The sequence below is a fragment of the Vibrio sinaloensis DSM 21326 genome (assembly GCF_000189275.1).
Classification (GTDB): Bacteria; Pseudomonadota; Gammaproteobacteria; order Enterobacterales; family Vibrionaceae; genus Vibrio; species Vibrio sinaloensis.
Genome location: NZ_AEVT01000074.1, coordinates 75183 through 98787 on the forward strand (window position 1 = coordinate 75183; position 23605 = coordinate 98787).

Genomic DNA, 23605 nt, shown 5'->3' on the forward strand with positions numbered 1-23605 from the left:
TTGTAGATAGACAACACCCAGTGATGGGGTTGTCCAATTAACAAGGAGAATAATAATGTTTAAGCCATTGACCCTACTATCTGTATCGATTCTTGCTGTCACCAGTTTTAATGCTGCCGCAAACTGTGACCCAGGCGAGACAGTGATTAAATTCAGTCACGTAACGAACACAGATAAGCACCCGAAAGGGATTGCGGCTTCATTACTGGAACAACGTGTCAATGAAGAGATGAACGGCAAAGTCTGTATGCAGGTTTTTCCTAACTCGACTCTGTACGATGATAACAAAGTGCTTGAAGCGCTATTGAACGGTGACGTGCAACTTGCTGCCCCTTCTCTTTCTAAATTTGAAAAGTTCACCAAAAAGTACCGTATTTTCGATTTACCATTCCTGTTTGAAGACGTGGCCGCGGTCGACCGTTTCCAAAACTCAGAGTCTGGTGAGAAGCTAAAAAATGCGATGAAACGCCGTGGTCTACAAGGTCTTGCGTTCTGGCACAATGGCATGAAACAGATGTCGGCAAACAAACCACTGCTTAGTCCAGATGATGCAAAAGGTCTTAAATTCCGTGTACAGGCATCTGATGTTTTGGTTGCTCAGTTCGAGCAGCTAGGTGCAAACCCGCAGAAAATGTCATTCAAAGAAGTTTACGGTGGCCTTCAAACGAAAGTTATCGATGGACAAGAGAACACTTGGTCAAACATTTACGGCAAGAAGTTCTTTGAAGTTCAAGATGGCATCACTGAAACCAACCACGGTATTTTGGACTACCTAGTTGTAACCTCAAACGACTTCTGGAAAGGCCTACCTAAAGATCAGCGCGAGCAGCTAAACACTATCATCCAAGAAGTGTCTGCGACACGTAATGCTGAGTCAACCAAAGTGAATCTAGCCAACAAAAACAACATCATCGAAGCCGGTGGTGAGGTACGTAGCCTAACACCTGAACAGCGTCAGCAGTGGGTAACGGCACTACAGCCTGTTTGGAAAAAGTTTGAGAAAGACATTGGTTCAGACCTTATTGAAGCTGCGCTGGCTTCGAACCAATAAACTGAGCAACCCTGAAAATAACTATAAATATTTCCCCTAATCATTGGCCCTCTTGTCGGGAGGAGGGCCTCTTTTCCCTGTAATGCCGTGCTGGTTGTGAATCGGTGTGGTCTATAAAGCGATGTAACTATGGAACAGTCAATTTTTGCCAAAATAGGTAAAGTGACCGATGCCATCGAGGAGACGTTAATAGCTTTCTTCCTTGGTGCGATGACTTTGCTCACTTTTGCCAACGTTATTTTTCGATATGTCTTCAATGACAATATTCTTTGGGCTCTTGAACTCACCGTTTTCCTGTTTGCTTGGATGGTGTTAGTTGGCGCATCTTACGGCGTGAAAAAACATTTCCACATTGGCGTTGATGTTGTGATTAACATGGCGCCAGAGAAGCTGAGAAAAATCTATGCTCTGATCGCTGCAGCGTGCTGCCTTACCTTTTCAATTCTGCTTTTGATTGGCTCTTGGAACTACTGGTACCCATTTGCGACTGAACGCGCTTGGTACGAAACCGATGATATTCCAATGCCTGAAATGCTGCAGTTCCTTGCGGATTGGCTAAATGAGGGTGAGCGCTATGAAAAACTGCCACGCTTTATCCCATACATGGCCCTACCTATTGGTATGGCATTACTCACGTTTCGCTTTAGCCAAATCACGATTCAAATTGCGACCGGTAAACTTGACCGTTTGATCGCAGGGCACGAAGCAGAAGAAGAGTTAGAAGCATTAAAAGAAGAGCTCAAAGATGCCGGTGAGGCGATGGAGCCCAAAACGGCGGACTCGCCAAATAACGACAAGAGCAAGGAGAGCTAAACCATGGATATTCTGTTTTTATTCCTGATGGTGGTGGGCTTCATGCTTGTGGGCGTGCCGATTGCCGTATCACTGGGCCTGTCCAGTATACTGTTTTTGATGATGCACTCGGATGCTTCTTTAGCGTCGGTCGCTCAGACTCTGTTTAACGCGTTTGCTGGTCACTATACGTTATTAGCGATTCCTTTCTTTATTCTTGCGTCTAGCTTTATGTCTACAGGCGGTGTGGCCAAGCGTATTATTCGCTTTGCGATTGCGATGGTAGGTTGGTTCCGCGGTGGTTTAGCGATGGCTTCCGTTGTCGCGTGTATGATGTTTGCGGCGCTATCAGGCTCGTCACCAGCAACGGTGGTGGCCATTGGTAGTATTGTTATCGCGGGTATGATCAAAAACGGCTACTCCAAGGATTTTGCTGCAGGGGTTATTTGTAACGCGGGGACTCTCGGTATCTTGATTCCACCTTCCATCGTGATGGTGGTGTACGCGGCAGCAACGGATGTATCTGTTGGTCGTATGTTCCTTGGCGGGGTCATTCCTGGCCTTCTCGCTGGTGTGATGCTAATGATCGCTATCTACATTGCTGCGCGTGTGAAGAATCTACCTAAGCAGCCTTTCGTCGGCTGGGGCGAGATGTTTGCGGCTGCTAAAGATGCGAGCTGGGGCCTATTGTTGGTAGTGATTATCCTTGGTGGTATCTACGGTGGTATCTTTACGCCAACGGAAGCGGCGGCGGTCGCTGCGGTATATTCTTTCCTGATCGCAAACTTTATCTACAAAGATATGGGGCCGTTTGCTGACAAAGAAAACACTAAGCCTGCGTTAGTTAAAATATTCCAAGCGTTTGTTCATAAAGACACGAAACACACGTTATACGAAGCGGGTAAGCTGACCATCATGCTGCTGTTTATCATTGCCAATGCACTGATCCTTAAGCATGTTCTGACAGAAGAACGCATTCCGCAAATGATCACTGAATCTATGCTGTCTGCTGGTCTTGGTCCGATTACCTTCTTGATTGTGGTAAACGTGCTGCTACTCATTGGTGGTCAGTTTATGGAGCCTTCTGGTCTGCTGATCATTGTCGCACCGTTGGTTTTCCCTATCGCGATTGCACTGGGTATCGATCCTATTCACCTTGGTATCATGATGGTGGTAAACATGGAGATAGGTATGATAACGCCTCCAGTTGGGCTCAACCTGTTCGTGACTGCCGGGGTAGCGAAAATGTCGATGATGCAAGTGGTTAAAGCGGCCTTACCTTGGGTGGCAGTCATGTTCTTATTCCTCATTATCGTGACTTACGTTCCCTGGGTATCGACATGGTTACCGACGACCTTAATGGGGCCGGAAATTATTACTAAGTAGTTTTATCTAACCACAAAAAGCCTCGCTGTTAAGCGGGGCTTTTTTAGTCTTAGCGATTGAAATTTATACATATTGCTGGCGACTCTCAATGAAAGTGATTACCATGCCCGAGTATTTACTTTATAAATGCTTCGATAATAAATAATTAAAATGGATGATTAATGAAACAGATTTGGCTTTTGCTAGCCTTCTTGTGGCTAAGCGTCAGTGTACAGGCAAACGAACTTCCAACCTCTACAACACCTGAGTGGGTTAAAACTCAGACGTTCGAAGTGGCCACTCAACGGCGAGACCGTGTGGATGGTAGCGTTTATATGTTGGTCTCTAACCAAAACAACTATCTGCTACCGAAACCTACCTTTTATAGCCGCTATGTCACTCAAGCGGTAAACGCTGAAGGGGTCGAAAGTAACTCGCAAATAACCATTGATTTTGATCCTAGCTACCAAGAGGTTGTATTTCATGACATCACGGTTTGGCGGGATGGGAAAGCGTCTGACCGCATGGCTACAACGGAGGTGAAGCGTTTTAAGCGTGAAGAAGAGCTAGAAAAACTGCTTTATAGTGGCCAAGAAACCTATTATCTCGTGATCAATGATGTGAAGGCCGGTGATGTGATTGATTATAGTTATTCAATTGCGGGTCTTAACCCTGTGTTTAACGGCTACGTTGATAACTGGATCAAGTTGGGTTGGAGCGTACCGGTGCTAAAAACTTATGCGCGCATACTTACACCGGAAAATCAGTCATTCAATGTGAGTCGTTATGGGGATAGCGAACATTTTGAGTCCCGCGTTGAAAAACACGATGGTTATACTGAATATGAGTTTTTTGATGGCCGCCGAGCGTACAGCTATCTGAATGAACCGGATCAACCGCAATGGTTTATTGAGTATCCATACCTCAACATCTCAAACTATCAAAGTTGGCAAGAAGTTGTTGATTGGGCACTGCCTTACTATGTGATCGATACTCAGGGCGAGCAGTTCAATCAAGCTATTGATGAGCTCAAAAAGGAAACGGACACTAAGCAACAAATTGTCGCGGCAATTAAATTGGCGCAAGAGTCAATTCGTTACTTGGGGATGGAAAATGGTATTGGGTCACACGCACCTCGTCAGCCCGAGCAAATTTTGCAACAAGGCTATGGAGACTGCAAAGACAAAACATTACTACTGACTGCTTTGCTTCGTGCTATCGGGGTTGAGGCGCATCCTGCTCTTGTTAGCACGTCCTTTCGCGACCATTTGACGGAGCAACCCTCAGGCCACAGTGCCTTTAACCATGTCATTGTTACTTTTGAGTTTGCTGGAAAGCAGTTTTGGGTTGACCCAACTCAAACGGGTCTTTCTGATAGCTTAGCGACGTTAACTCAGTCTGAGTTGGGTTATGGCCTCATCATTAAACCCGGCCAGACTAAGCCAACCAAAATCAACACGACCAATGTCAACGAAGTGGTGACATCGTCTACCTTTGATGTCAAACCACACAAAGACGGCACTGCGACTCTGTTTGTTGAGACAACTTACAAAGGTAAACAAGCTGATCGAATGAGACGTTATTTAACGGCGAACTCGATCGAGCAGGTCATGGATGAATTCGAAGGTTACTACAACAAGCATTACGACGGCATTAGCGCATCTGAGCGATTTGGCTACACCGATGACAGAGAGAAAAACGAGCTGCAAATGACTGAGAGCTATGGCATCGAAAAAATGTGGTATCTAAATGAAGAAGACGATGAGCAGTTTGAAGTCTATGCTGATGTGATTGATAGCACTATTTATCTGTCAGAGCAAAAACGTCGTGAGACACCGTTTTATATTGGTCGCCCCGTCAAAGTGGTGCAAACTCTTGTGATCGATCTGCCGTCAGAGTGGACCATTGAGGGAGACGATATTAACGTGTCTAACGAAGTGTTCGATTTTTCATTGAAAGTGTCTGGCGAAAACGATGGTTGGTTATCAAAGCTATCCAAAACTTATCGCAAAGCGCAGATAGAGTATGTATTTAACCGTAAGAAAACCGATGTAATGCCTGATGGCCTGAAAGCTTACAACAAGCAACTCGAGAAAGCCTCAGAAAACGTCGTGTATCAGTTTACTAGTTACGAATAACCCACTTACCTTAAGCCCTACTCAGTCAGTGGGGCTTATCCATTTCTTACTCGCTAATTACTCTTATAGCTGCTTTTGTCGATTCCGTATTTTTGCATCTTGTCATACAAAGTCTTGCGAGCGATTTGTAAAGCTTCAAGCGTTTCGTTGATCCTACCGTTGTGATTAGTTAGCGCTTGTTCAATCAGCGCCTTTTCAAATTCTGCCACTTGAAGTGCTAATGGCAGTGAGTCGCTGCTTGGCTGAGTTGGGTTGAGATGTCCTAAGTTACCAAGAAGAACGAAACGTTCGGCGCTGTTACGTAGCTCCCGAACATTGCCTGGCCAATCGTGGCTCATCAAGGTCTGCAAGTCGGCCTCTGGTAGGGCGTTAGCGGCTTTACCATAGCGGGACGCTGCGACCAGCAGAAAGTGATGAAATAGGGCAGGAATATCCTCTTTACGTTGTCTAAGAGGAGGAAGATCTAGCGTTACCACATTGAGGCGATAGTAGAGATCTTCGCGAAACTCTCCCGCGGCAGCAGCCTTCTTAAGGTCAACTTTGGTCGCGGCAATAACGCGAATATCGACAGGAACTAATTCATTTGAACCAACGCGTTCAATGACCCTTTCTTGTAGTACTCGTAGCAATCGAATCTGCGCCTGCATCGGCATTGACTCAATTTCATCAAGGAATAAGGTCCCGCCTTGGGCATGTTCAAACTTACCGATGCGCTTCGCATCGGCACCTGTAAACGCCCCTTTTTCATGACCGTACAATTCGCTTTCGATCAGATTCTCCGGAACTGCGCCACAGTTGATCGCGACAAAATTAGCTTCGCGCCTTGAGCTTTGTTCATGGATAGAGCGAGCAAACAGTTCTTTACCCGTGCCAGTCTCACCAAACAAAAGAATGTCGGCGTTGGTGTCAGCAATATGGGAAATGGTATCGCGTAGCATTTGTATTGAGGTGGTATCACCGATGATTCTTGGTCCGAGCGTTTGGCTTGCTTTTAAGCTACGTTTTAACTCCTGGTTTTCAAGTGTTAATTGGCGCTTTTCTAAGGCTCTGTTGGTGGTATCGATTAAACGATCAATGGCAAAAGGCTTTTCAATAAAGTCATAGGCCCCATTTTGTAGGGCGTTGACGGCCATCGAGATATCTCCGTGACCTGTAATCAAAATTACCGGAACATCATTATCTTGTTTTAGCACGGTGGAGAGTAAGTTTTCACCGGATAGCCCAGGAAGGCAGATATCGGTAATCACAACTTTAGGCATTCCTTGCTGCTTGATCGCGATGATGGCGTCTTCTGCATTGGCAAAAAAGCGTGCTGAAATCTCTTCAAGCTCGAAACTTTGCTCTATCGCTAAACGAATATCGCTTTCGTCATCAATAAAAAACACATCGTGCATTAGCTTTCCTTGGTTTTCACTTGGCTTTCAGGTCGGGCGACAGGCAGGCGCATTGTGAATCGAGCTCCCCCCAGAGGCGATTGGCTAACACTCAGTTGACCGTGCATCGCTTGGATAATTTGCTGTGAGATCGATAATCCCAACCCGAGTCCATTCTTCTTGGTGGTATAAAAAGGCTCGAACAATTGATGAGCCTGCTTACTATCTATTCCTGGCCCGTTATCATCAATGTAGATATCAACGAACTCGCCGAATTGCGCGCTGGAGAGTTGCACTTGGCGTTCGGGTAAATCGGCGACGGCCTGGGCTGCGTTGGTCAGGAGGTTGATTAAAACCTGCTCAACTTGAATGGCGTTAATTTCTGCTCGAACATTTAAGTTGTCGACATTAACCGTTAGCTCTACTCGATAGCTTTTGATTTGCGGCGCGACCAATTCTTTTGCCGAAATAACGATAGGGGTCAGCTCCATTAAATGAACGTCATTGCTGTCGGACTTGCGAGTAAAGGATTTTAATTGGCTACTAATTTTTGCCATGCGATCCGTTAAGCTAGATACACGTGATAAGTTTTCGTCGACACGATCGAGTTTCTGCTTGGCCAAAAATCGACGCCCATTATCTGCAAAGCTACGAATGGCGGCTAATGGGTTGTTCAATTCATGGCTAATGCTGGCAGACATCTGACCAAGTACTGCAAGTTTTGCGGCTTGAATCAACTCGTTTTGTGTTTGTCTGAGTGCATTTTCTGTACGAGCTCTTTCCGACACTTCAGCCTGCAGCTCGGCAGTGCGTTCCATGACCAAAAACTCAAGTTTCTGCTTGGCTTCGGATTGTAATTGCTCAAATTGACGTTTTTTCTGATGTCTCTGGTAAGTCAATTGCAAGGTTAGCAAAGCGATGACGAATAACAAGGTTAAAATAAGCGCAAAGCTGAGTGTGGACCAAAATAGAGTGACTTTTTCCGTTACCACTCGGATAGTTAAGTCAAGCTGAGGAAAAGGGCGACTCGATACAAGGTAGTCGTCTTTGAACCAACCAGAGTGAGGGTTTTGCAACTCTGAGTGTGCTGAGTCTAGATCACCAATTAAGCCTAATGAGCGAATTGGCGTATCAAGGTACTGACGACTGTTGGTTATTTTGCTTCGGTCTTGTTCACTCAATGTCGTTAAACTTTTGAACAGCCAGTTGGGGTTACTCGACATAAATACGACATCATAGTTGTCTGTTGCGACGAAGGTACTTTGTTTAGCCTTCCAGTTTCCCTCTATCGCAGACAAATCCATCTTGACGACAACCACCCCGATAGCATCAGCGGCATAGATGACAGGAAAGGAGTAATAGTATCCTCGTTGCCCTGACGTTGAACCCAAAGCAAAGTACTGGCTGGATTCGCCTTGAATAGCATCAGAATAGTAGGGTCGCCAAGCAAAGTTCTTACCGATGAACGAACGATCGAGATTCCAGTTACTGGCAGCAATTGTGTTACCCCACTGGTCGAGCAAATAAGTATCGGCAGCTTGAATAATGTTATTGACGTTTTCTAAATAACGGTTGGTCAGATCAATTTGGGCTGGATTGTTGGGTTGTTTTAATACCGACACCAGTTCTTGGTCTTCTGCGAGTAGTTGAGGCAGGTGCGCGTACTTATCGAGTTTTGAATAGACATGGCTTGAGAAGCGATCTAACTGCGCTTGGTGTTGATCGAGCAGCGATTGGTAGTTGTAGTTCCATACCCAGCGAGAACCTAAAATTAGGCAGAGCAAATAGCACAGCAACAGGTAGAAATGGGCACGACGAAATGGCGACATGATGTCTCCGTAATAAAGCTCTACAACACAGGCTATAGGGTAATGTTTTTTGTTACAGCTGTGTTTAAAGCTGTAACAAAAATGAGTAATAAAACCGGACTTAGATCTACTTTTCTTGCTTAATTCGAAAAAAAGGCTAGTTTCTCTTGAAAAAGCTATTAATGTCCCCATTTCTGGAGACATTAGCTGCTTTATTGATTCTTTTTTTAGCAGTTAAGTGAGTTTTTAGGTTAATCCCCTAGCTATCGTAGGGATCGGCTCGACAGCTATCGACTAGCTCGGTAGAATGCTGCGTCTAAATTTTTATCCTGAGGCTAATCGGAGATACCTTTCGCGGAATGTTGTTTCGCAAAGATATCGCTAATTAGTCCGGTAACTGATTTACTCGGTTATCGATACTCGATATACGAAGAGTACTCACAGAGTACAAACAAGGATGGGTCCTAACACCTGTTTTTGGTTTTTAGGGCACATAAGCTCAGTAGCACTGAGCCAGTTTTGAGGTTAATGAATAATGCAAGTTACTGTTGAAACTCTAGAGGGCCTAGAGCGCCGTCTTAACATTACTGTTCCAGCTGCAAACATCGAAGACGCTGTAACAGCTGAACTACGCAACATCGCAAAAAACCGTCGTTTCGATGGTTTCCGTAAAGGCAAAGTACCTCTAAAAATGGTTGCGAAGATGTACGGCAAAGCAGTACGTCAAGACGTTATGGGTGAAGTAATGCAACGTCACTTCATCGAAGCGATCGTGAAAGAGAAAATCAACCCAGCAGGCGCACCAACTTTCGCTCCAGTTGAAAACAAAGAAGGTGAAGACCTAGTATTCAACGCAACTTTTGAAGTTTACCCAGAAGTTGAGCTAAAAGGCCTAGAGAACATTGCGGTAGAAAAACCAACAACTGAAGTACAAGACGCTGACGTTGAAGAGATGATTGAAACGCTACGTAAGCAGCAAGCATCTTGGGTTGAAGTTGAAGAAGCGGCTGAAGAAGGCAAGCGCGCAACGATCGACTTCGTTGGTTCTATCGACGGTGAAGAGTTTGAAGGCGGTAAAGCTGAGAACTTCCCACTAGAAATGGGCGCAGGTCGCATGATCCCTGGTTTTGAAGACGGTATCGCAGGTAAGACTGCTGGTATGGAATTCGACATCGACGTGACTTTCCCAGAAGATTACCACGCTGAAAACCTAAAAGGTAAAGCAGCGAAGTTCGCTATCAAAGTGAACAAAGTTGAAGCTCGTGAACTACCAGAACTAAACGACGAGTTCGTTTCTAAGTTCGGTGTTGCTGAAGGTGGCGTTGACGCACTTAAAGCTGAAGTTCGTAAGAACATGGAGCGCGAACTTAAGCAAGCAATTAAGAACCGCATCAAAGAGCAAGCAATTGACGGTCTAGTTAAAGAAAACGACATCGACGTTCCTGCTGCACTAATCGATCAAGAAATCGGTACTCTACGTCAGCAAGCGGCTCAACGTTTCGGCGGTAACCCAGAAGCTGCTGAGCAACTTCCACGTGAACTGTTTGAAGAGCAAGCTAAGCGTCGCGTAGTTGTTGGTCTTCTTCTAGGTGAAGTGATCAAGTCTGAAGAGCTAAAAGCTGACGACGAAAAAGTAAAAGCGCTTATCGAAGAGATGGCGACTGCGTACGAAGATCCATCTGAAGTTGTTTCTTACTACGAGCAAAACGAGCAAATGATGAACAACATGCGCAACGTTGCTCTAGAAGAGCAAGCAATCGACGCTATCATCGCTAAAGCTCAGGTTTCTGAAAAAGAAGTTAGCTTCAACGAGCTAATGAACCAGCAGCCAGCAGCTTAATAAGCAATATCTTGCGTAGAAGGTTGACGAAGCGTTAACTATTCTGCTAACAATGGTCCGTATGATATTTATCATCCGGGCCATTTATTTTAGGGACATAAGAATATGAGCTACCAAGAAAAAAATGCAATGTCGCCAATTCTAGACGCACTAGTACCAATGGTGGTTGAACAGACTTCCCGTGGTGAACGTTCTTACGATATTTACTCTCGTTTGCTGAAAGAGCGCGTTATCTTTCTAACTGGTCAAGTTGAAGACCACATGGCAAACCTAGTCGTAGCGCAGCTGCTATTCCTAGAATCTGAAAATCCTGACAAAGATATTTTCTTATACATCAACTCACCAGGTGGCAGCGTTACGGCGGGTATGTCTATTTATGACACCATGCAGTTTATCAAGCCTAATGTGAGCACTGTTTGTATGGGACAAGCTTGTTCGATGGGTGCATTTCTACTTGCTGGTGGTGCTCCAGGTAAGCGTTACGTGCTACCAAACTCGCGCGTAATGATTCACCAACCACTGGGTGGTTTCCAAGGACAAGCGTCCGATATTCAAATCCACGCTCAAGAAATCCTGACGATCAAGCAGAAGCTGAATAAGCTGCTTGCAGAGCACACAGGTCAACCACTAGAGGTGATTGAGCGTGATACCGACCGTGATAACTTTATGGCGGCTGATCAAGCTGTAGAGTACGGTTTGGTTGATGCAGTATTAAGCCATCGCGGTGAATAATTGAGAACAAATTGTTTAGCGCAATTCGGTTTAAATTGATATACACTCAAATCATATGAGTAAGGCTAAGAGGTTAGCGAATGACAGACAAAAGCAAAGAGAGCGGTAGTAGTAAGCTTCTTTACTGCTCTTTCTGCGGCAAAAGCCAGCACGAAGTTCGCAAGCTGATCGCCGGTCCATCCGTCTATATCTGTGACGAATGTGTCGATCTATGTAACGATATTATTCGTGAAGAAATTAAAGATGTTCTACCGAAAAAACAATCGGAAGCGTTACCCGCTCCACGAGAAATTCGTGAACATCTAGATGACTATGTGATCGGACAAGATTACGCTAAGAAAGTGCTAGCAGTAGCCGTTTACAACCACTACAAGCGTTTACGTAACGGCGATACGACAAGTGAAGGTGTGGAGCTTGGTAAGAGTAACATTCTTCTTATCGGTCCAACGGGTAGTGGTAAAACGCTATTGGCTGAAACCCTAGCTCGTTTCCTAGATGTACCTTTCACAATGGCAGACGCAACGACGCTAACTGAGGCGGGTTACGTTGGTGAAGATGTTGAAAACATCATTCAAAAACTGCTACAAAAATGTGATTACGATGTCGCTAAAGCAGAGCGCGGTATTGTTTACATCGACGAAATTGACAAGATTTCACGTAAAGCTGAAAACCCATCCATCACTCGTGATGTTTCAGGTGAAGGTGTTCAGCAAGCGTTGCTTAAACTAATCGAAGGTACCGTTGCTTCAGTGCCGCCACAAGGTGGTCGTAAGCATCCTCAGCAAGAGTTCTTACAGGTTGATACCTCTAAGATTCTATTTATCTGTGGTGGCGCATTTGCTGGCCTAGATAAAGTCATTGAGCAACGTGTGGCAACAGGCACTGGGATTGGATTTGGCGCTGAAGTGCGTTCAAAAGATGAAACGAAGACTGTCGGTGAATTGTTCACTCAGGTTGAACCTGAAGATTTGGTTAAGTACGGCCTTATCCCTGAGTTCATCGGTCGTCTACCAGTGACAACCACTCTGACAGAGCTTGATGAAGATGCACTGATCCAGATTCTTTGTGAACCAAAGAACGCTTTGACTAAACAGTATGCAGCGTTGTTTGAACTCGAAGATTCAGAGCTGGAGTTCCGCGAAGATGCGCTACGTGCTATTGCTAAGAAAGCGATGGAGCGTAAAACGGGTGCTCGTGGTCTACGTTCAATTCTGGAAAGTGTTCTGCTTGAAACCATGTATGAACTGCCTTCAATGAACGACGTGTCTAAAGTTGTGATTGATGAGTCAGTTATCAATGGTGAGTCAGAGCCATTGCTGATTTACAGCAACGCAGATAACCAAGCTGCAGGTGCAGAATCGTAACTCGATTCACATAAATTGCTAAATCATTAAAGGAGGTAATCAATTACCTCCTTTTTTTTATTCTTTCATTGAATCCAACCAATTAGCCCCCATATACTGCTCATAAGACTAAGCGGAAGAGAGATGAATATGAACTTGGAACGTTCCGAACGTATCGAGATCCCCGTACTACCTCTAAGAGATGTAGTCGTTTACCCGCACATGGTAATTCCTTTGTTTGTTGGTCGTGAAAAATCCATCGCATGTTTAGAAGCTGCCATGGACAACAACAAGCAAGTACTGCTAGTTGCGCAAAAAGAAGCGGATACTGATGAGCCTACAAAAAATGACCTTTTTGAAGTAGGTACGGTTGCCACGATTTTACAGCTTCTCAAGCTACCTGATGGCACTGTGAAGGTATTAGTTGAAGGCCAACAACGCGCAAAGATTCATAGTTTAACTGACGAAGAGTTCTTTGTTGCAGACGCAGAGTATCTGGTGACTGAAGAGCTGGATGAGCGTGAGCATGAAGTTATCGTCCGTAGCGCCATTAATCAATTTGAAGGCTTTATTAAGCTGAATAAAAAGATCCCGCCAGAAGTATTAACGTCGCTAAGTGGAATCGATGAGGCTGCACGTCTTGCCGATACAATTGCCGCACACATGCCATTGAAGTTGGCAGATAAGCAAGCGGTATTGGAAATTCTCGATGTCACAGAGCGTCTAGAGTTTCTAATGGGCCAGATGGAGTCTGAAATCGACTTGTTGCAAGTTGAAAAGCGTATCCGCACTCGCGTTAAAAAGCAGATGGAAAAATCTCAACGTGAGTACTATCTGAATGAGCAAATGAAAGCGATTCAGAAAGAGTTGGGTGAGGGCGAAGACGGCGTAGATGAATTTGAAGCGTTGAAGCAGAAGATTGATGAGTCAAAGATGCCGCAAGAAGCGCGTGAAAAGACTGAACAAGAACTGCAAAAGCTGAAGATGATGTCGCCAATGTCTGCGGAAGCGACCGTTGTCCGTGGCTACATTGATTGGATGCTAGGCGTGCCGTGGAGCAAGCGTTCGAAAGTTAAGAAAAACCTTGCTAAAGCGGAAGAAGTGCTTAACGAAGACCACTATGGTTTAGAGCGCGTGAAAGAACGCATTCTGGAGTATTTGGCGGTTCAGAATCGAATCAACAAACTCAAAGGTCCAATTCTTTGTCTCGTTGGTCCTCCTGGTGTTGGTAAAACGTCGCTAGGTCGTTCTATTGCTGCTGCAACAGGTCGCCAATATACGCGTATGGCCTTAGGTGGCGTACGTGATGAAGCGGAAATTCGTGGTCATCGCCGTACCTACATTGGCTCGATGCCGGGCAAGCTTATTCAAAAAATGTCGAAAGTAGGTGTGAAGAACCCGCTGTTCCTACTCGATGAAATCGATAAGATGTCATCTGACATGCGTGGAGACCCATCTTCAGCATTACTAGAAGTGTTGGATCCTGAACAAAACAACGCTTTCAACGATCATTACCTAGAAGTCGATTATGACTTGTCTGACGTTATGTTCGTTGCGACATCGAACTCGATGGACATTCCAGGACCACTACTAGACCGTATGGAAGTGATTCGTCTATCTGGCTACACAGAAGACGAAAAGCTGAATATTGCTAAGCGCCACCTTGTCGACAAACAGGTTAAGCGCAACGGCCTTAAAGTGGGTGAGATCGAGATTGAAGACTCAGCAATCATCGGCATCATTCGTTACTACACACGTGAAGCGGGTGTACGTAGTCTAGAGCGTGAGATTTCAAAGATCTGTCGTAAAGCGGTGAAGAACATTCTGCTTGATAAAGACCTGAAGAGCGTAACCGTTACAATGGATAACCTAAAAGAGTACTTAGGTGTTCAGCGTCATGACTACGGTAAAGCGGATGATAGTAACCGCATCGGACAAGTGACAGGTCTTGCTTGGACACAAGTCGGCGGTGACTTACTGACTATCGAAACAGAAGCAATGCCTGGTAAAGGGAAACTCACCCAAACTGGCTCCCTTGGCGATGTCATGAAAGAGTCTATACAAGCTGCGATGACCGTGGTTCGTTCACGTGCTGAAAAACTGGGTATTAACTCAGACTTCTACGAGAAGCGTGATATTCACGTTCACGTACCGGAGGGTGCGACACCAAAAGATGGCCCAAGTGCAGGTATTGCAATGTGTACTGCATTGGTTTCTAGCTTAACAGGTAACCCTGTAAAAGCGGAAGTGGGTATGACGGGTGAAATTACCCTTCGTGGTGAAGTTCTACCTATCGGTGGGCTAAAAGAGAAGTTACTTGCGGCACATCGTGGTGGTATCAAAACGGTACTGATTCCTAAAGACAATGAACGTGATCTAGAAGAGATTCCTGATAACGTCATCGCTGATCTTAAGGTCATTCCGGTGCAATGGATCGACGAAGTCCTTAAAGTTGCGCTAGAAAATGACCCGTCAGGTGTCGAGATTGCTGCTGTAAAATAGTGATGTGTAGCAAAAATAAGTAAAAGATTGCGCTGATAGGTCGAAAAAGGCTTGTCAGCGTTTTTTTTGGGCGCTAACGTTAGCGACTATAGCTTCAGGCCTTGCGGTGTAAGGGATTGTCGCTAATTTGAAACAAATGGAACGAAAGCTACTTTGAATAATTACAACAGGTAGCACAAAGGGGAATCACAGTGAATAAAACACAATTAGTAGAAAAAATCGCAGAAAACGCAGACCTATCAAAAGCGTCAGCAGGTCGTGCTCTAGACGCTCTAATCGAAGCAGTAGGCGAAACACTACAATCTGGTGACCAGGTTGCTCTAGTTGGCTTTGGTACATTCAGCGTGCGTACTCGCGCAGCGCGTACTGGTCGTAACCCAAAAACTGGTGAAGAGATTCAAATCGCTGAAGCGAAAGTTCCTTCATTCAAAGCGGGTAAAGCACTAAAAGACGCTTGTAACTAATAAAAATTGGGTTTCGCCCCAATTTTTTTAGAACCTTTTTAAATTATGCGCATCATACTGATGCGCATTTCTTTTTCTGGTATTATCGCGCTATTCAATTTTAGTTTTAGTATTAAGCATTTCAGTCATGCCTTGTGGCGTTGATGAAAATGCGAGCGGAGAGTAGTTTAAGTATGATGGATCGATTACGCGAAGGCGTTAATAGCATCGCGGTGAAAATTATCCTGGGACTTATCATCCTATCTTTCGTTTTTGCGGGTGTTGGTAGCTACATCGTAGGTGGCGCTGGTAACACGGCTGCAAAAGTTGGCAATGTAGAAATCGGCCGTGGTGAGTTCGAACAAGCTTACCAAAATGAGCGCAACCGTATGCAAGCTCAACTTGGCGACTATTTCTCGAATCTTCTTGCAGATCCTAGCTACGTAGAATCTTTCCGTAAGTCAGTGCTTGATCGCATGGTCAATGATTTACTTATTGAGCAACATGCTGAGACACTGGGTCTTCGCGTTAGTGATGCACAAGTACGTACTATGATTGTCGAAATGCCTCAGTTCCAAGCTGATGGTAAGTTCGACCAAGATATCTATCAAGCATCACTGCGTCGTGCTGGTTTCACTCCTGAGAGCTTTGCTGAGTACCTACGTCGTGATTTAGTCCGCAATCAGTTACTGACAGCAATTCAGGCGAGCGATTTCTCTCTTGCTGCTGAAGTAGAAGCGCAAGCGAAACTGCTTACTCAAACTCGTGAAGTTGAGACACTCACGTTACCATTGTCTGATTTTGCGGCGAAAGTGAAGCTGTCTGAAGAAGACATTCAAGCTTACTATGAGCAAAACCCTCAGCGCTACACTCGCCCAGAGCAAGTAAAAGTTGCTTACATCGAGTTAGCAGCGCAGCAGCTTAAAGATGCGATCACTATCTCTGAAGAGCAAGCGAAGAAATACTACGACGAGCACTTAGATAAATACTCATCTGAAGAGCAACGTCGTGTGAGCCACATCTTAGTCGAAGGTGATGACCAAGCTAAAGCGCAAGCAATTCTTGACGAGCTTAATGCGGGTGCAGATTTCGCTACATTAGCAGAAGAAAAGTCAGATGATTTTGGCAGTGCTTCTGAAGGTGGTTCTCTAGGCTGGATTGAGCGTGATGTAATGGACCCAGCGTTTGAAGAAGCAGCGTTTGGTCTTAACAACGTAGGTGAAGTCACTGAGTTGGTTAAGTCTGACTTTGGTTACCACATTATCAAATTGGACGAGCTAAAAGCATCTGTTGCTAAACCATACACTGAAGTGGCGGCTGAAATTAAACAAGAGCTTAAAGACCAGCAAGCGATTGATCAGTTCTACGAGCTGCAAAGTGAGCTAGAAAAAGTGGCATTTGAATTCCCTGATTCTCTAGACGATGCAGCAAACGCGGTTGACGCTAAGATCGAAACAACAGATTTCATCTCGCAAGCTGACGCTCCTGAGTTATTGAAGACGCCTGCGGTTCTGCAAGCCATTCTGAGCCCTGAAGTGAAAGAAGATGGCCTGAACTCTGAAGTGATCGAAGTTGCCCCTGAGCATGTCATTGTTGTGCGTGTTGAAGATGCTCGTGATGAAACCGTACTTCCACTTGAGGAAGTTCGCACTCAAGTCACCGAAACGTTAGCCAAAGTTAAGGGTGAGCAAAGTGCTATCGAACTTGCCGACAAACTGGTTGCTGAACTGAAAGAAGGTAAGCAGCAACTGCTTGAAGAAAATGATTTAGCGTTTGGTACGAGTGAAACTGTCGATCGCAGCTCTCCACTGGCTGATGTCATCTTCTCTATGCCTAAGCCGGCAGAAGGTCAAGTTGAGTACGCTCAAGCGAAACAGATCAATGGCGATATTGCGGTTGTGAAATTGGCGAAAGTGAGCGACCAGTTCGATGAACAGTACAATACTCAGATTGGTAGCCAATTGACGCAAATGAATGCTCAACAAGACTTAACAGGGCTAATTAGTATTCTGCGTAAGACCACCGATATTGAATATTTCGTTGTGGGTCAATAATTCAGTGTAACTGATATATCGATTAAAACGGGCTGCATTTGCAGCCCGTTTTATTTTGTCTTCTTAGCACTATTAAGTCTCAGAGATAGCGATATCTTGTAGGCTTTATTGACAAAAGAGGAACGAGGTATGCTGCGTATATGGTTATTAATGATTGCATTTTGCACGGCAAACGTTTGGGCTGAAAGCTTGCCCAGTAGCCAAGATGCGAAATATCAAGGGATCGAGATTACCGTTAATATCAATCAGGCATCGGCGGAAGAGCTAGCTGACTTGCTTAAAGGTGTCGGTAGTAAGAAAGCTCAAGCTATCGTTGATTATCGCAATGAACATGGCCAGTTTAAACACGCTGATGAGTTGGCCAACGTGAAGGGCATTGGCCCAGCCATTGTTGAGAAGAATCAACAGAGAATCAAACTGTAAATTGTGAGAGAGCGTGAATACGCTCTTTTTTCATTTTCGCTTAATCCTTCCTAGCACCCTTGGTCGAATACCTCTATAATTTCTCGCCGATAAAGAATCAGCAGCTGATTGCTGAACCCTAACAAACGTGGAGTTAATGATGTCGTCTCATACACCGGTAGTGACCGTTGATGGACCGAGCGGAGCTGGCAAAGGCACGCTTTGTATGCTTCTCTCGAAGAAGCTAGGTTTTCACTTACTAGATTCAGGCGCGATTTATCGCGTACTCGCACTAGCTGCAATTCACCACGGTGTAGATCTAGAATCTGAAGATGCTTTAGTTCCTTTGGCGACTCACCTAGATGTTCAGTTTGTAGCTGAAGGCGATTTGGTTAAGGTTATTCTTGAAGGTGAGGACGTGTCTGGTGAACTTCGTAAAGAAGAAACTGGAATGGCGGCATCAAAAGTTGCTGCGTTGCCACGCGTGCGTGAAGCATTGCTGCGTCGCCAAAGAGCGTTTGCTGAAGGTGCTGGTTTGGTTGCCGATGGCCGCGATATGGGAACGGTAGTTTTCCCACAAGCGGAAGCGAAAATCTTCCTAGATGCGAGTGCTGAAGAGCGTGCTAACCGCAGGCTTAAACAGTTGCAAGGCAAGGGTTTAGATGTTAAATTTGACGACCTTTTGCGCGAGATCCAAGAGCGTGACGACCGAGATCGTAACCGCCCAGTGGCACCACTCCGCCCTGCAGAGGACGCGCTATTGCTAGATTCTACCTCGATGAGTATCGACGAAGTGGTAGAAAAAGCACTACAATATATTGAATCTAAGCTAGTCGCCTAGGCGGCTAGGTCAGAGCGTTGGTCGCAAGGATGATGACCGGCGAATTTAATAACCCCACGCGGTAGGAAACCCGTGGACGTTTAATTTATTGAAGATTAAATAAATGACTGAATCTTTTGCTCAACTCTTTGAAGAGTTTCTAAACGAAACAGAATTCCAACAAGGCAGCATCGTTAAAGGTACTGTAGTAGCTATCGAGAACGGTTTCGTTCTTGTTGACGCTGGTCTTAAGTCTGAGTCTGCTATCCCTGCTGAACAGTTCAAGAACGCTGCTGGCGAACTTGAAGTTGAAGTTGGCGCACAAGTAGACGTAGCTCTAGACGCTGTTGAAGATGGTTTCGGTGAAACTCAACTTTCTCGTGAGAAAGCTAAGCGTCACGAAGCTTGGATCGTACTTGAGAAGGCTTACGAAGAAGCTGAAACTGTTGTTGGTATCATCAACGGTAAAGTTAAAGGCGGTTTCACTGTTGAACTAAACGGTATCCGTGCTTTCCTTCCTGGTTCACTAGTTGACGTACGTCCTATCCGTGACACTGCTCACCTAGAAAACAAAGAGCTAGAGTTCAAAGTTATCAAACTTGACCAGAAGCGTAACAACGTAGTTGTTTCTCGTCGTGCAGTTATCGAATCTGAGAACAGCGTTGAACGTGATGAGCTTCTAGAAACTCTACAAGAAGGCGCAGAAGTTAAAGGTATCGTTAAGAACCTTACTGACTACGGTGCGTTCGTAGACCTAGGTGGCGTTGACGGCCTACTACACATCACTGACATGGCTTGGAAGCGCGTTAAGCACCCTTCTGAGATCGTTAACGTTGGTGACGAGATCCAAGTTAAAGTTCTTAAGTTCGACCGTGAGCGTACTCGCGTTTCACTAGGTCTTAAGCAGCTAGGCGAAGATCCATGGGTAGCAATCGCTAAGCGTTACCCAGAAGGTCACAAACTAACTGGTCGCGTTACTAACCTAACTGACTACGGCTGTTTCGTTGAAATCGAAGAAGGCGTTGAAGGTCTAGTACACGTTTCTGAAATGGATTGGACTAACAAGAACATCCACCCATCTAAAGTTGTTAATGTTGGCGACGAAGTTGAGGTTATGGTTCTTGAAATCGACGAAGAACGTCGTCGTATCTCTCTAGGTCTGAAACAGTGTAAAGCTAACCCATGGCAGTCTTTCGCTGAAGCGCAAGCTAAAGGCGACAAAGTTACTGGTAAGATCAAGTCTATCACTGACTTCGGTATCTTCATCGGTCTAGAAGGCGGCATCGACGGTCTAGTTCACCTATCTGACATCTCTTGGAACGTTCCAGGTGAAGAAGCTGTACGTGAGTACAAGAAAGGCGACGAGATCTCTGCAGTTGTTCTAGCAGTAGATGCTGAGCGTGAGCGTATCTCTCTAGGCGTTAAGCAAATGGAAAATGACCCATTCAATGCTTACGTTGCAGAGAACAAGAAAGGTGCACTAGTTAACGGTACTGTTACTGCAGTAGACGCTAAAGGTGCAACTATCGAGCTAGTAGAAGGCGTAGAAGGTTACCTACGTGCATCTGAAGTTTCACGTGACCGTATCGAAGATGCGTCACTAATCCTAAGCGTTGGTGACAGCGTTGAAGCTAAGTTCACAGGTGTAGACCGTAAGAACCGCGTAATCAACCTATCTATCAAAGCTAAAGATGAAGCTGAAGAGCAAGAAGCAATGGCTTCTCTAAACAAAGCAGACGATGCTTCGTTTGGTAACGCTATGGCTGACGCTTTCAAAGCAGCTAAAGGCGAATAATTTAATCGCTTTTAAGAAAAAGGAGCCGCAAGGCTCCTTTTTTATTCTTGGCTATACCCGAGAGGTAATACCAATCTGTGCAAGCCTTTCAAATAAGTTGAGTTTTCATTTATGCAAATTGCTCAAACTTTGTCTAAAATTGAAAGCAAGTGTTTGTTGGAATTGGTATTACTTACTATAATAAGTGATAAATTACTCTATGAGGGAAACTATGACTAAGTCTGAGTTAATCGAGAGACTCTGTGCTGAGCAAACTCATCTTTCAGCGAAAGAGATTGAAGATGCTGTAAAAGACATTTTAGAGCATATGGCTTCAACACTAGAAAGTGGAGACAGAATTGAGATTCGCGGTTTTGGCAGTTTCTCTCTTCATTTCCGTGAGCCGCGTGTTGGACGTAACCCAAAAACAGGTGACAAGGTGGAGTTGGAAGGTAAATACGTTCCCCACTTTAAACCTGGTAAAGAGCTACGCGAGCGTGTCAACATCGGCTAGTTAGCGGTAACCGTATCAGAAAAAGCGGCATTCTTCGGAAATGCCGCTTTTTTATTAAACGATATACCCAGATAGGCATGGTTTGTTTTAAGGTTTTACTGCATAATCGTAACGGCAGAATTTTGCTTAGGTGATGGATTATGAAAATTATAAAAATCGTTATCGTTTTGGCTCTATTTTTGGTGGCACTTGCACTGGGATCCCAGAACCAGGCCGTTGTGAGCTTCAACTATCTACTAGCTCAAGGTGAGTTCCACTTGTCGACACTACTGGGTGTCGTGTTTGTTACGGGCTTTGTTTTGTCTTGGTTGATTTTTGGTGGCTTGCACCTCAAGTCTCAGCTGCAAGTTCGCAAGCTGAAAAAACAAATCAAGAAGCTTTCGCCGTCAACGAGTGAGCCAGTCCAGACTAAAGCGTCATAAGAAACATAGGTAGGCTCTCCACTCAATGTTAGAAATACTCTTCTTGTTATTGCCAATTGCCGCCGCATATGGATGGTATATGGGTAATCGTAGTGCCCAGCAAGACAAGCAGAAACACTCTAATCAGATTTCCCGTCAGTATGTGACGGGTCTTAACCTGCTTCTGTCTGACCAGTCAGATAAAGCAGTTGATCACTTTATTGAACTTCTTCAAGTTGATAATGAAACCATAGATACTCACTTAGCTTTGGGTAACTTGTTTCGTTCGCGGGGAGAAGTAGATCGTGCCATCCGTATCCACCAAAACCTAATCTCTCGCTCTGGCCTGACTATAGACCAAAAAAATATTGCTTTGCAGCAGCTAGCAAAAGATTACATGGTCTCTGGTTTCCTTGATCGCGCGGAAAAAATATTCGAGCAATTGGTCGAAGAGCCTGATCATAGAGAAGCTGCATTGCAACAATTAGTCTCTATTTACCAACAGACACGTGAGTGGTCGAAAGCCATTCATTACGCAACATTGTTGGTTAAACTCGGTCGTAAAAGAATGAGAAACAGCATTGCCCACTTTTGGTGTGAATTGGCAATGCAAGAAAAGGCTGATGGAAACGATGCGAAAGCCGCACAGAATTTTAAAAAAGCACTATCAGAAGACCCGAAATGTGTGCGTGCCAGTATCGCATTAGGCAAAAGCTATCTTGAAAATGAAGACTACTCCAATGCGATTAAGTATATGGAAATGGTTCTGGAGCAAGATAGCGACTTTGTTAGCGAAGTCTTACCGACGCTTGCAGAGTGCTATCACCACTTGGGCCAAGAAGACGCCTTGTTAGAATTTTTGCGTCAGTGCATTGTCAGTAAGGCGGGTGCATCCGCCGAACTCATGTTGGCTCAATTGGTTGCTCAGCATGAAGGTTCTGGCGCGGCTCAAGAGTTGTTGACTAGACAGCTGGTCAAGAATCCAACAATGAAAGGCTTCTATCGTCTTATCGACTACCATTTGATGGAAGCGGAAGAAGGTAGAGCGAAAGCCAGCTTAGGCACTTTACAAAAGCTTGTTGGAGAGCAATTAAAAGTTAAACCTCATTATCGTTGTCGTAAATGTGGCTTTTCAACTCACTCTATGTATTGGCATTGTCCTTCGTGTAAGGGGTGGGGAACGATTAAGCCTATTCGAGGGCTTGATGGTGAATAAGGTTAACGATTGGAGTTTCCAATCATAAATGAGCAGCGGTGATCCCGCTGCTTTTTTTAGGCATGTATAAAAAAGTTAGGAGATGAAATGATTGATCAAAAAGTTATTGTTGCATTGGATTATGATAACCAAGCTGATGCTCTCGCTTTCGTAGATCGAATTGACCCGAATTCTTGCCGCCTTAAAGTAGGCAAGGAGATGTTTACCCTATTTGGTCCTGACTTTGTTAAAGAGTTACACAAACGTGGATTTTCCGTTTTTCTTGATCTGAAGTTTCACGACATTCCCAATACATGCTCAAAAGCCGTTCGAGCTGCAGCCGAGCTTGGTGTGTGGATGGTGAATGTCCATGCTAGCGGAGGCGAACGTATGATGACAGCCTCTAGAGAAATTTTAGAGCCTTATGGGAAAGACCGACCACTACTTATCGGTGTGACAGTGTTAACCAGCATGGAGCAGAGCGACCTTGCAGGCATCGGTTTAAACATTGCTCCACAAGATCAGGTGATTCGTTTAGCAAGCTTGACCAAAAACTCTGGTCTGGACGGTGTTGTCTGTTCTGCTCAAGAGTCAGCGATGTTAAAAAACGAGTTAGGTAAAGAGTTCAAGCTGGTTACACCAGGTATCCGACCTACAGGTGCTGATGTTGGAGACCAAAAACGTATTATGACGCCGAGTGATGCGTTGATCGCTGGTTCAGACTATTTAGTCATTGGCCGTCCTATTACCCAATCTAATAACCCAGCAGAAGTGTTATCTTCTATTAACAATGAATTGTTACATTTAGCTGGTAAATAATTCCACCAAAATCATTCGCCCAGACGAGTCAAACAAATGACGTAAACGTTTGGGCGTTTTTCTCCTAGCATAATCTTCTGTTACCCCCCTCTATATACCTTTTATTCCTATGCTAGTGTGTTTATCTGTACACACTTTGTCGCTAAAATTCGCAATCATGTAGATAACATCCATTTTGCGGCGCACATAACAAAAAAGTCGAGCTTAAAGAAGAGAACTATTTGTAGAAAACATGAGTT

The 23605-nt window shown here is 44.8% G+C and carries 19 protein-coding genes; 17 read left to right on the forward strand and 2 right to left on the reverse strand.

The features are described from left to right. The first annotated feature begins 55 nt into the window (after nt 1-55). From RH45_RS13450 to RH45_RS13465, 4 genes are all read left to right on the forward strand, one after another. Entirely contained in the window at nt 56-1051 is a 996-nt protein-coding gene (locus RH45_RS13450; protein WP_008078030.1) for a TRAP transporter substrate-binding protein, read from the forward strand. Between the two features lie 129 nt (nt 1052-1180). Further along, the gene (locus RH45_RS13455; RefSeq protein WP_008078031.1) at nt 1181-1864 is read left to right on the forward strand and encodes a TRAP transporter small permease; all 684 of its coding nucleotides are present in this window, start codon (nt 1181-1183) and stop codon (nt 1862-1864) included. Between the two features lie 3 nt (nt 1865-1867). Next, nucleotides 1868-3229, forward strand: coding sequence for a TRAP transporter large permease (locus RH45_RS13460; RefSeq protein WP_008078032.1), 1362 nt, complete (start codon nt 1868-1870; stop codon nt 3227-3229). A 161-nt stretch (nt 3230-3390) separates the two neighbouring features. Continuing rightward, nucleotides 3391-5346 (forward strand): DUF3857 domain-containing protein, encoded by a 1956-nt coding sequence (locus tag RH45_RS13465; RefSeq protein WP_008078033.1) that lies wholly within the window; start codon nt 3391-3393, stop codon nt 5344-5346. Nucleotides 5347-5399: 53 nt separating this feature from the next. On the opposite strand, the gene RH45_RS13470 is transcribed toward RH45_RS13465, so the two are convergent. Further along, on the reverse strand, nt 5400-6740 hold the full coding sequence (locus RH45_RS13470; protein ID WP_008078034.1) for a sigma-54-dependent transcriptional regulator: 1341 nt from the start codon (nt 6738-6740) through the stop codon (nt 5400-5402). Then, nucleotides 6740-8548 (reverse strand): ATP-binding protein, encoded by a 1809-nt coding sequence (locus RH45_RS13475; protein WP_008078035.1) that lies wholly within the window; start codon nt 8546-8548, stop codon nt 6740-6742. The genes RH45_RS13470 and RH45_RS13475 overlap by 1 nt, the downstream gene beginning before the upstream one ends. A 514-nt stretch (nt 8549-9062) precedes the next feature. Between RH45_RS13475 and tig the strand changes: the two genes are divergently transcribed. From tig to pyrF, 13 genes are all read left to right on the forward strand, one after another. Next, a complete protein-coding gene (gene tig, locus RH45_RS13480; RefSeq protein ID WP_008078036.1) occupies nt 9063-10367 on the forward strand; it encodes a trigger factor in 1305 nt (434 codons plus the stop codon). Between the two features lie 105 nt (nt 10368-10472). Next, the gene (clpP, locus tag RH45_RS13485) at nt 10473-11099 is read left to right on the forward strand and encodes an ATP-dependent Clp endopeptidase proteolytic subunit ClpP (protein ID WP_008078037.1); all 627 of its coding nucleotides are present in this window, start codon (nt 10473-10475) and stop codon (nt 11097-11099) included. Nucleotides 11100-11179: 80 nt separating this feature from the next. Beyond that, nucleotides 11180-12463: an ATP-dependent protease ATP-binding subunit ClpX gene (gene clpX, locus RH45_RS13490; protein WP_008078039.1), complete on the forward strand. Its 1284-nt coding sequence runs from the start codon at nt 11180-11182 to the stop codon at nt 12461-12463. A 129-nt stretch (nt 12464-12592) separates the two neighbouring features. Continuing rightward, nucleotides 12593-14944, forward strand: a complete 2352-nt coding sequence (lon, locus tag RH45_RS13495; RefSeq protein WP_008078040.1) for an endopeptidase La — start codon at nt 12593-12595, stop codon at nt 14942-14944. A gap of 191 nt (nt 14945-15135) precedes the next feature. Then, entirely contained in the window at nt 15136-15408 is a 273-nt protein-coding gene (locus RH45_RS13500; protein ID WP_008078041.1) for an HU family DNA-binding protein, read from the forward strand. A gap of 173 nt (nt 15409-15581) precedes the next feature. Then, on the forward strand, nt 15582-17441 hold the full coding sequence (ppiD, locus tag RH45_RS13505) for a peptidylprolyl isomerase (RefSeq protein WP_008078042.1): 1860 nt from the start codon (nt 15582-15584) through the stop codon (nt 17439-17441). Between the two features lie 150 nt (nt 17442-17591). After that, complete coding sequence (locus RH45_RS13510) at nt 17592-17864, forward strand: ComEA family DNA-binding protein (RefSeq protein ID WP_241211646.1); 273 nt, start codon at nt 17592-17594, stop codon at nt 17862-17864. Between the two features lie 139 nt (nt 17865-18003). Continuing rightward, entirely contained in the window at nt 18004-18684 is a 681-nt protein-coding gene (cmk, locus tag RH45_RS13515; protein WP_008078044.1) for a (d)CMP kinase, read from the forward strand. A 103-nt stretch (nt 18685-18787) separates the two neighbouring features. Continuing rightward, nucleotides 18788-20458 carry a 30S ribosomal protein S1 gene (rpsA, locus tag RH45_RS13520; RefSeq protein ID WP_008078045.1) on the forward strand — a complete coding sequence of 557 codons (1671 nt, stop codon included), beginning with the start codon at nt 18788-18790 and terminating at the stop codon, nt 20456-20458. 211 nt (nt 20459-20669) lie between these two features. Continuing rightward, nucleotides 20670-20951, forward strand: coding sequence for an integration host factor subunit beta (gene ihfB, locus RH45_RS13525; protein ID WP_008078046.1), 282 nt, complete (start codon nt 20670-20672; stop codon nt 20949-20951). A 140-nt stretch (nt 20952-21091) separates the two neighbouring features. Then, the gene (locus tag RH45_RS13530) at nt 21092-21373 is read left to right on the forward strand and encodes a LapA family protein (RefSeq protein ID WP_008078047.1); all 282 of its coding nucleotides are present in this window, start codon (nt 21092-21094) and stop codon (nt 21371-21373) included. Nucleotides 21374-21398: 25 nt separating this feature from the next. After that, on the forward strand, nt 21399-22568 hold the full coding sequence (gene lapB, locus RH45_RS13535; RefSeq protein WP_008078048.1) for a lipopolysaccharide assembly protein LapB: 1170 nt from the start codon (nt 21399-21401) through the stop codon (nt 22566-22568). Nucleotides 22569-22655: 87 nt separating this feature from the next. Then, on the forward strand, nt 22656-23366 hold the full coding sequence (gene pyrF, locus RH45_RS13540; RefSeq protein WP_008078049.1) for an orotidine-5'-phosphate decarboxylase: 711 nt from the start codon (nt 22656-22658) through the stop codon (nt 23364-23366). Nucleotides 23367-23605: the final 239 nt, after the last annotated feature.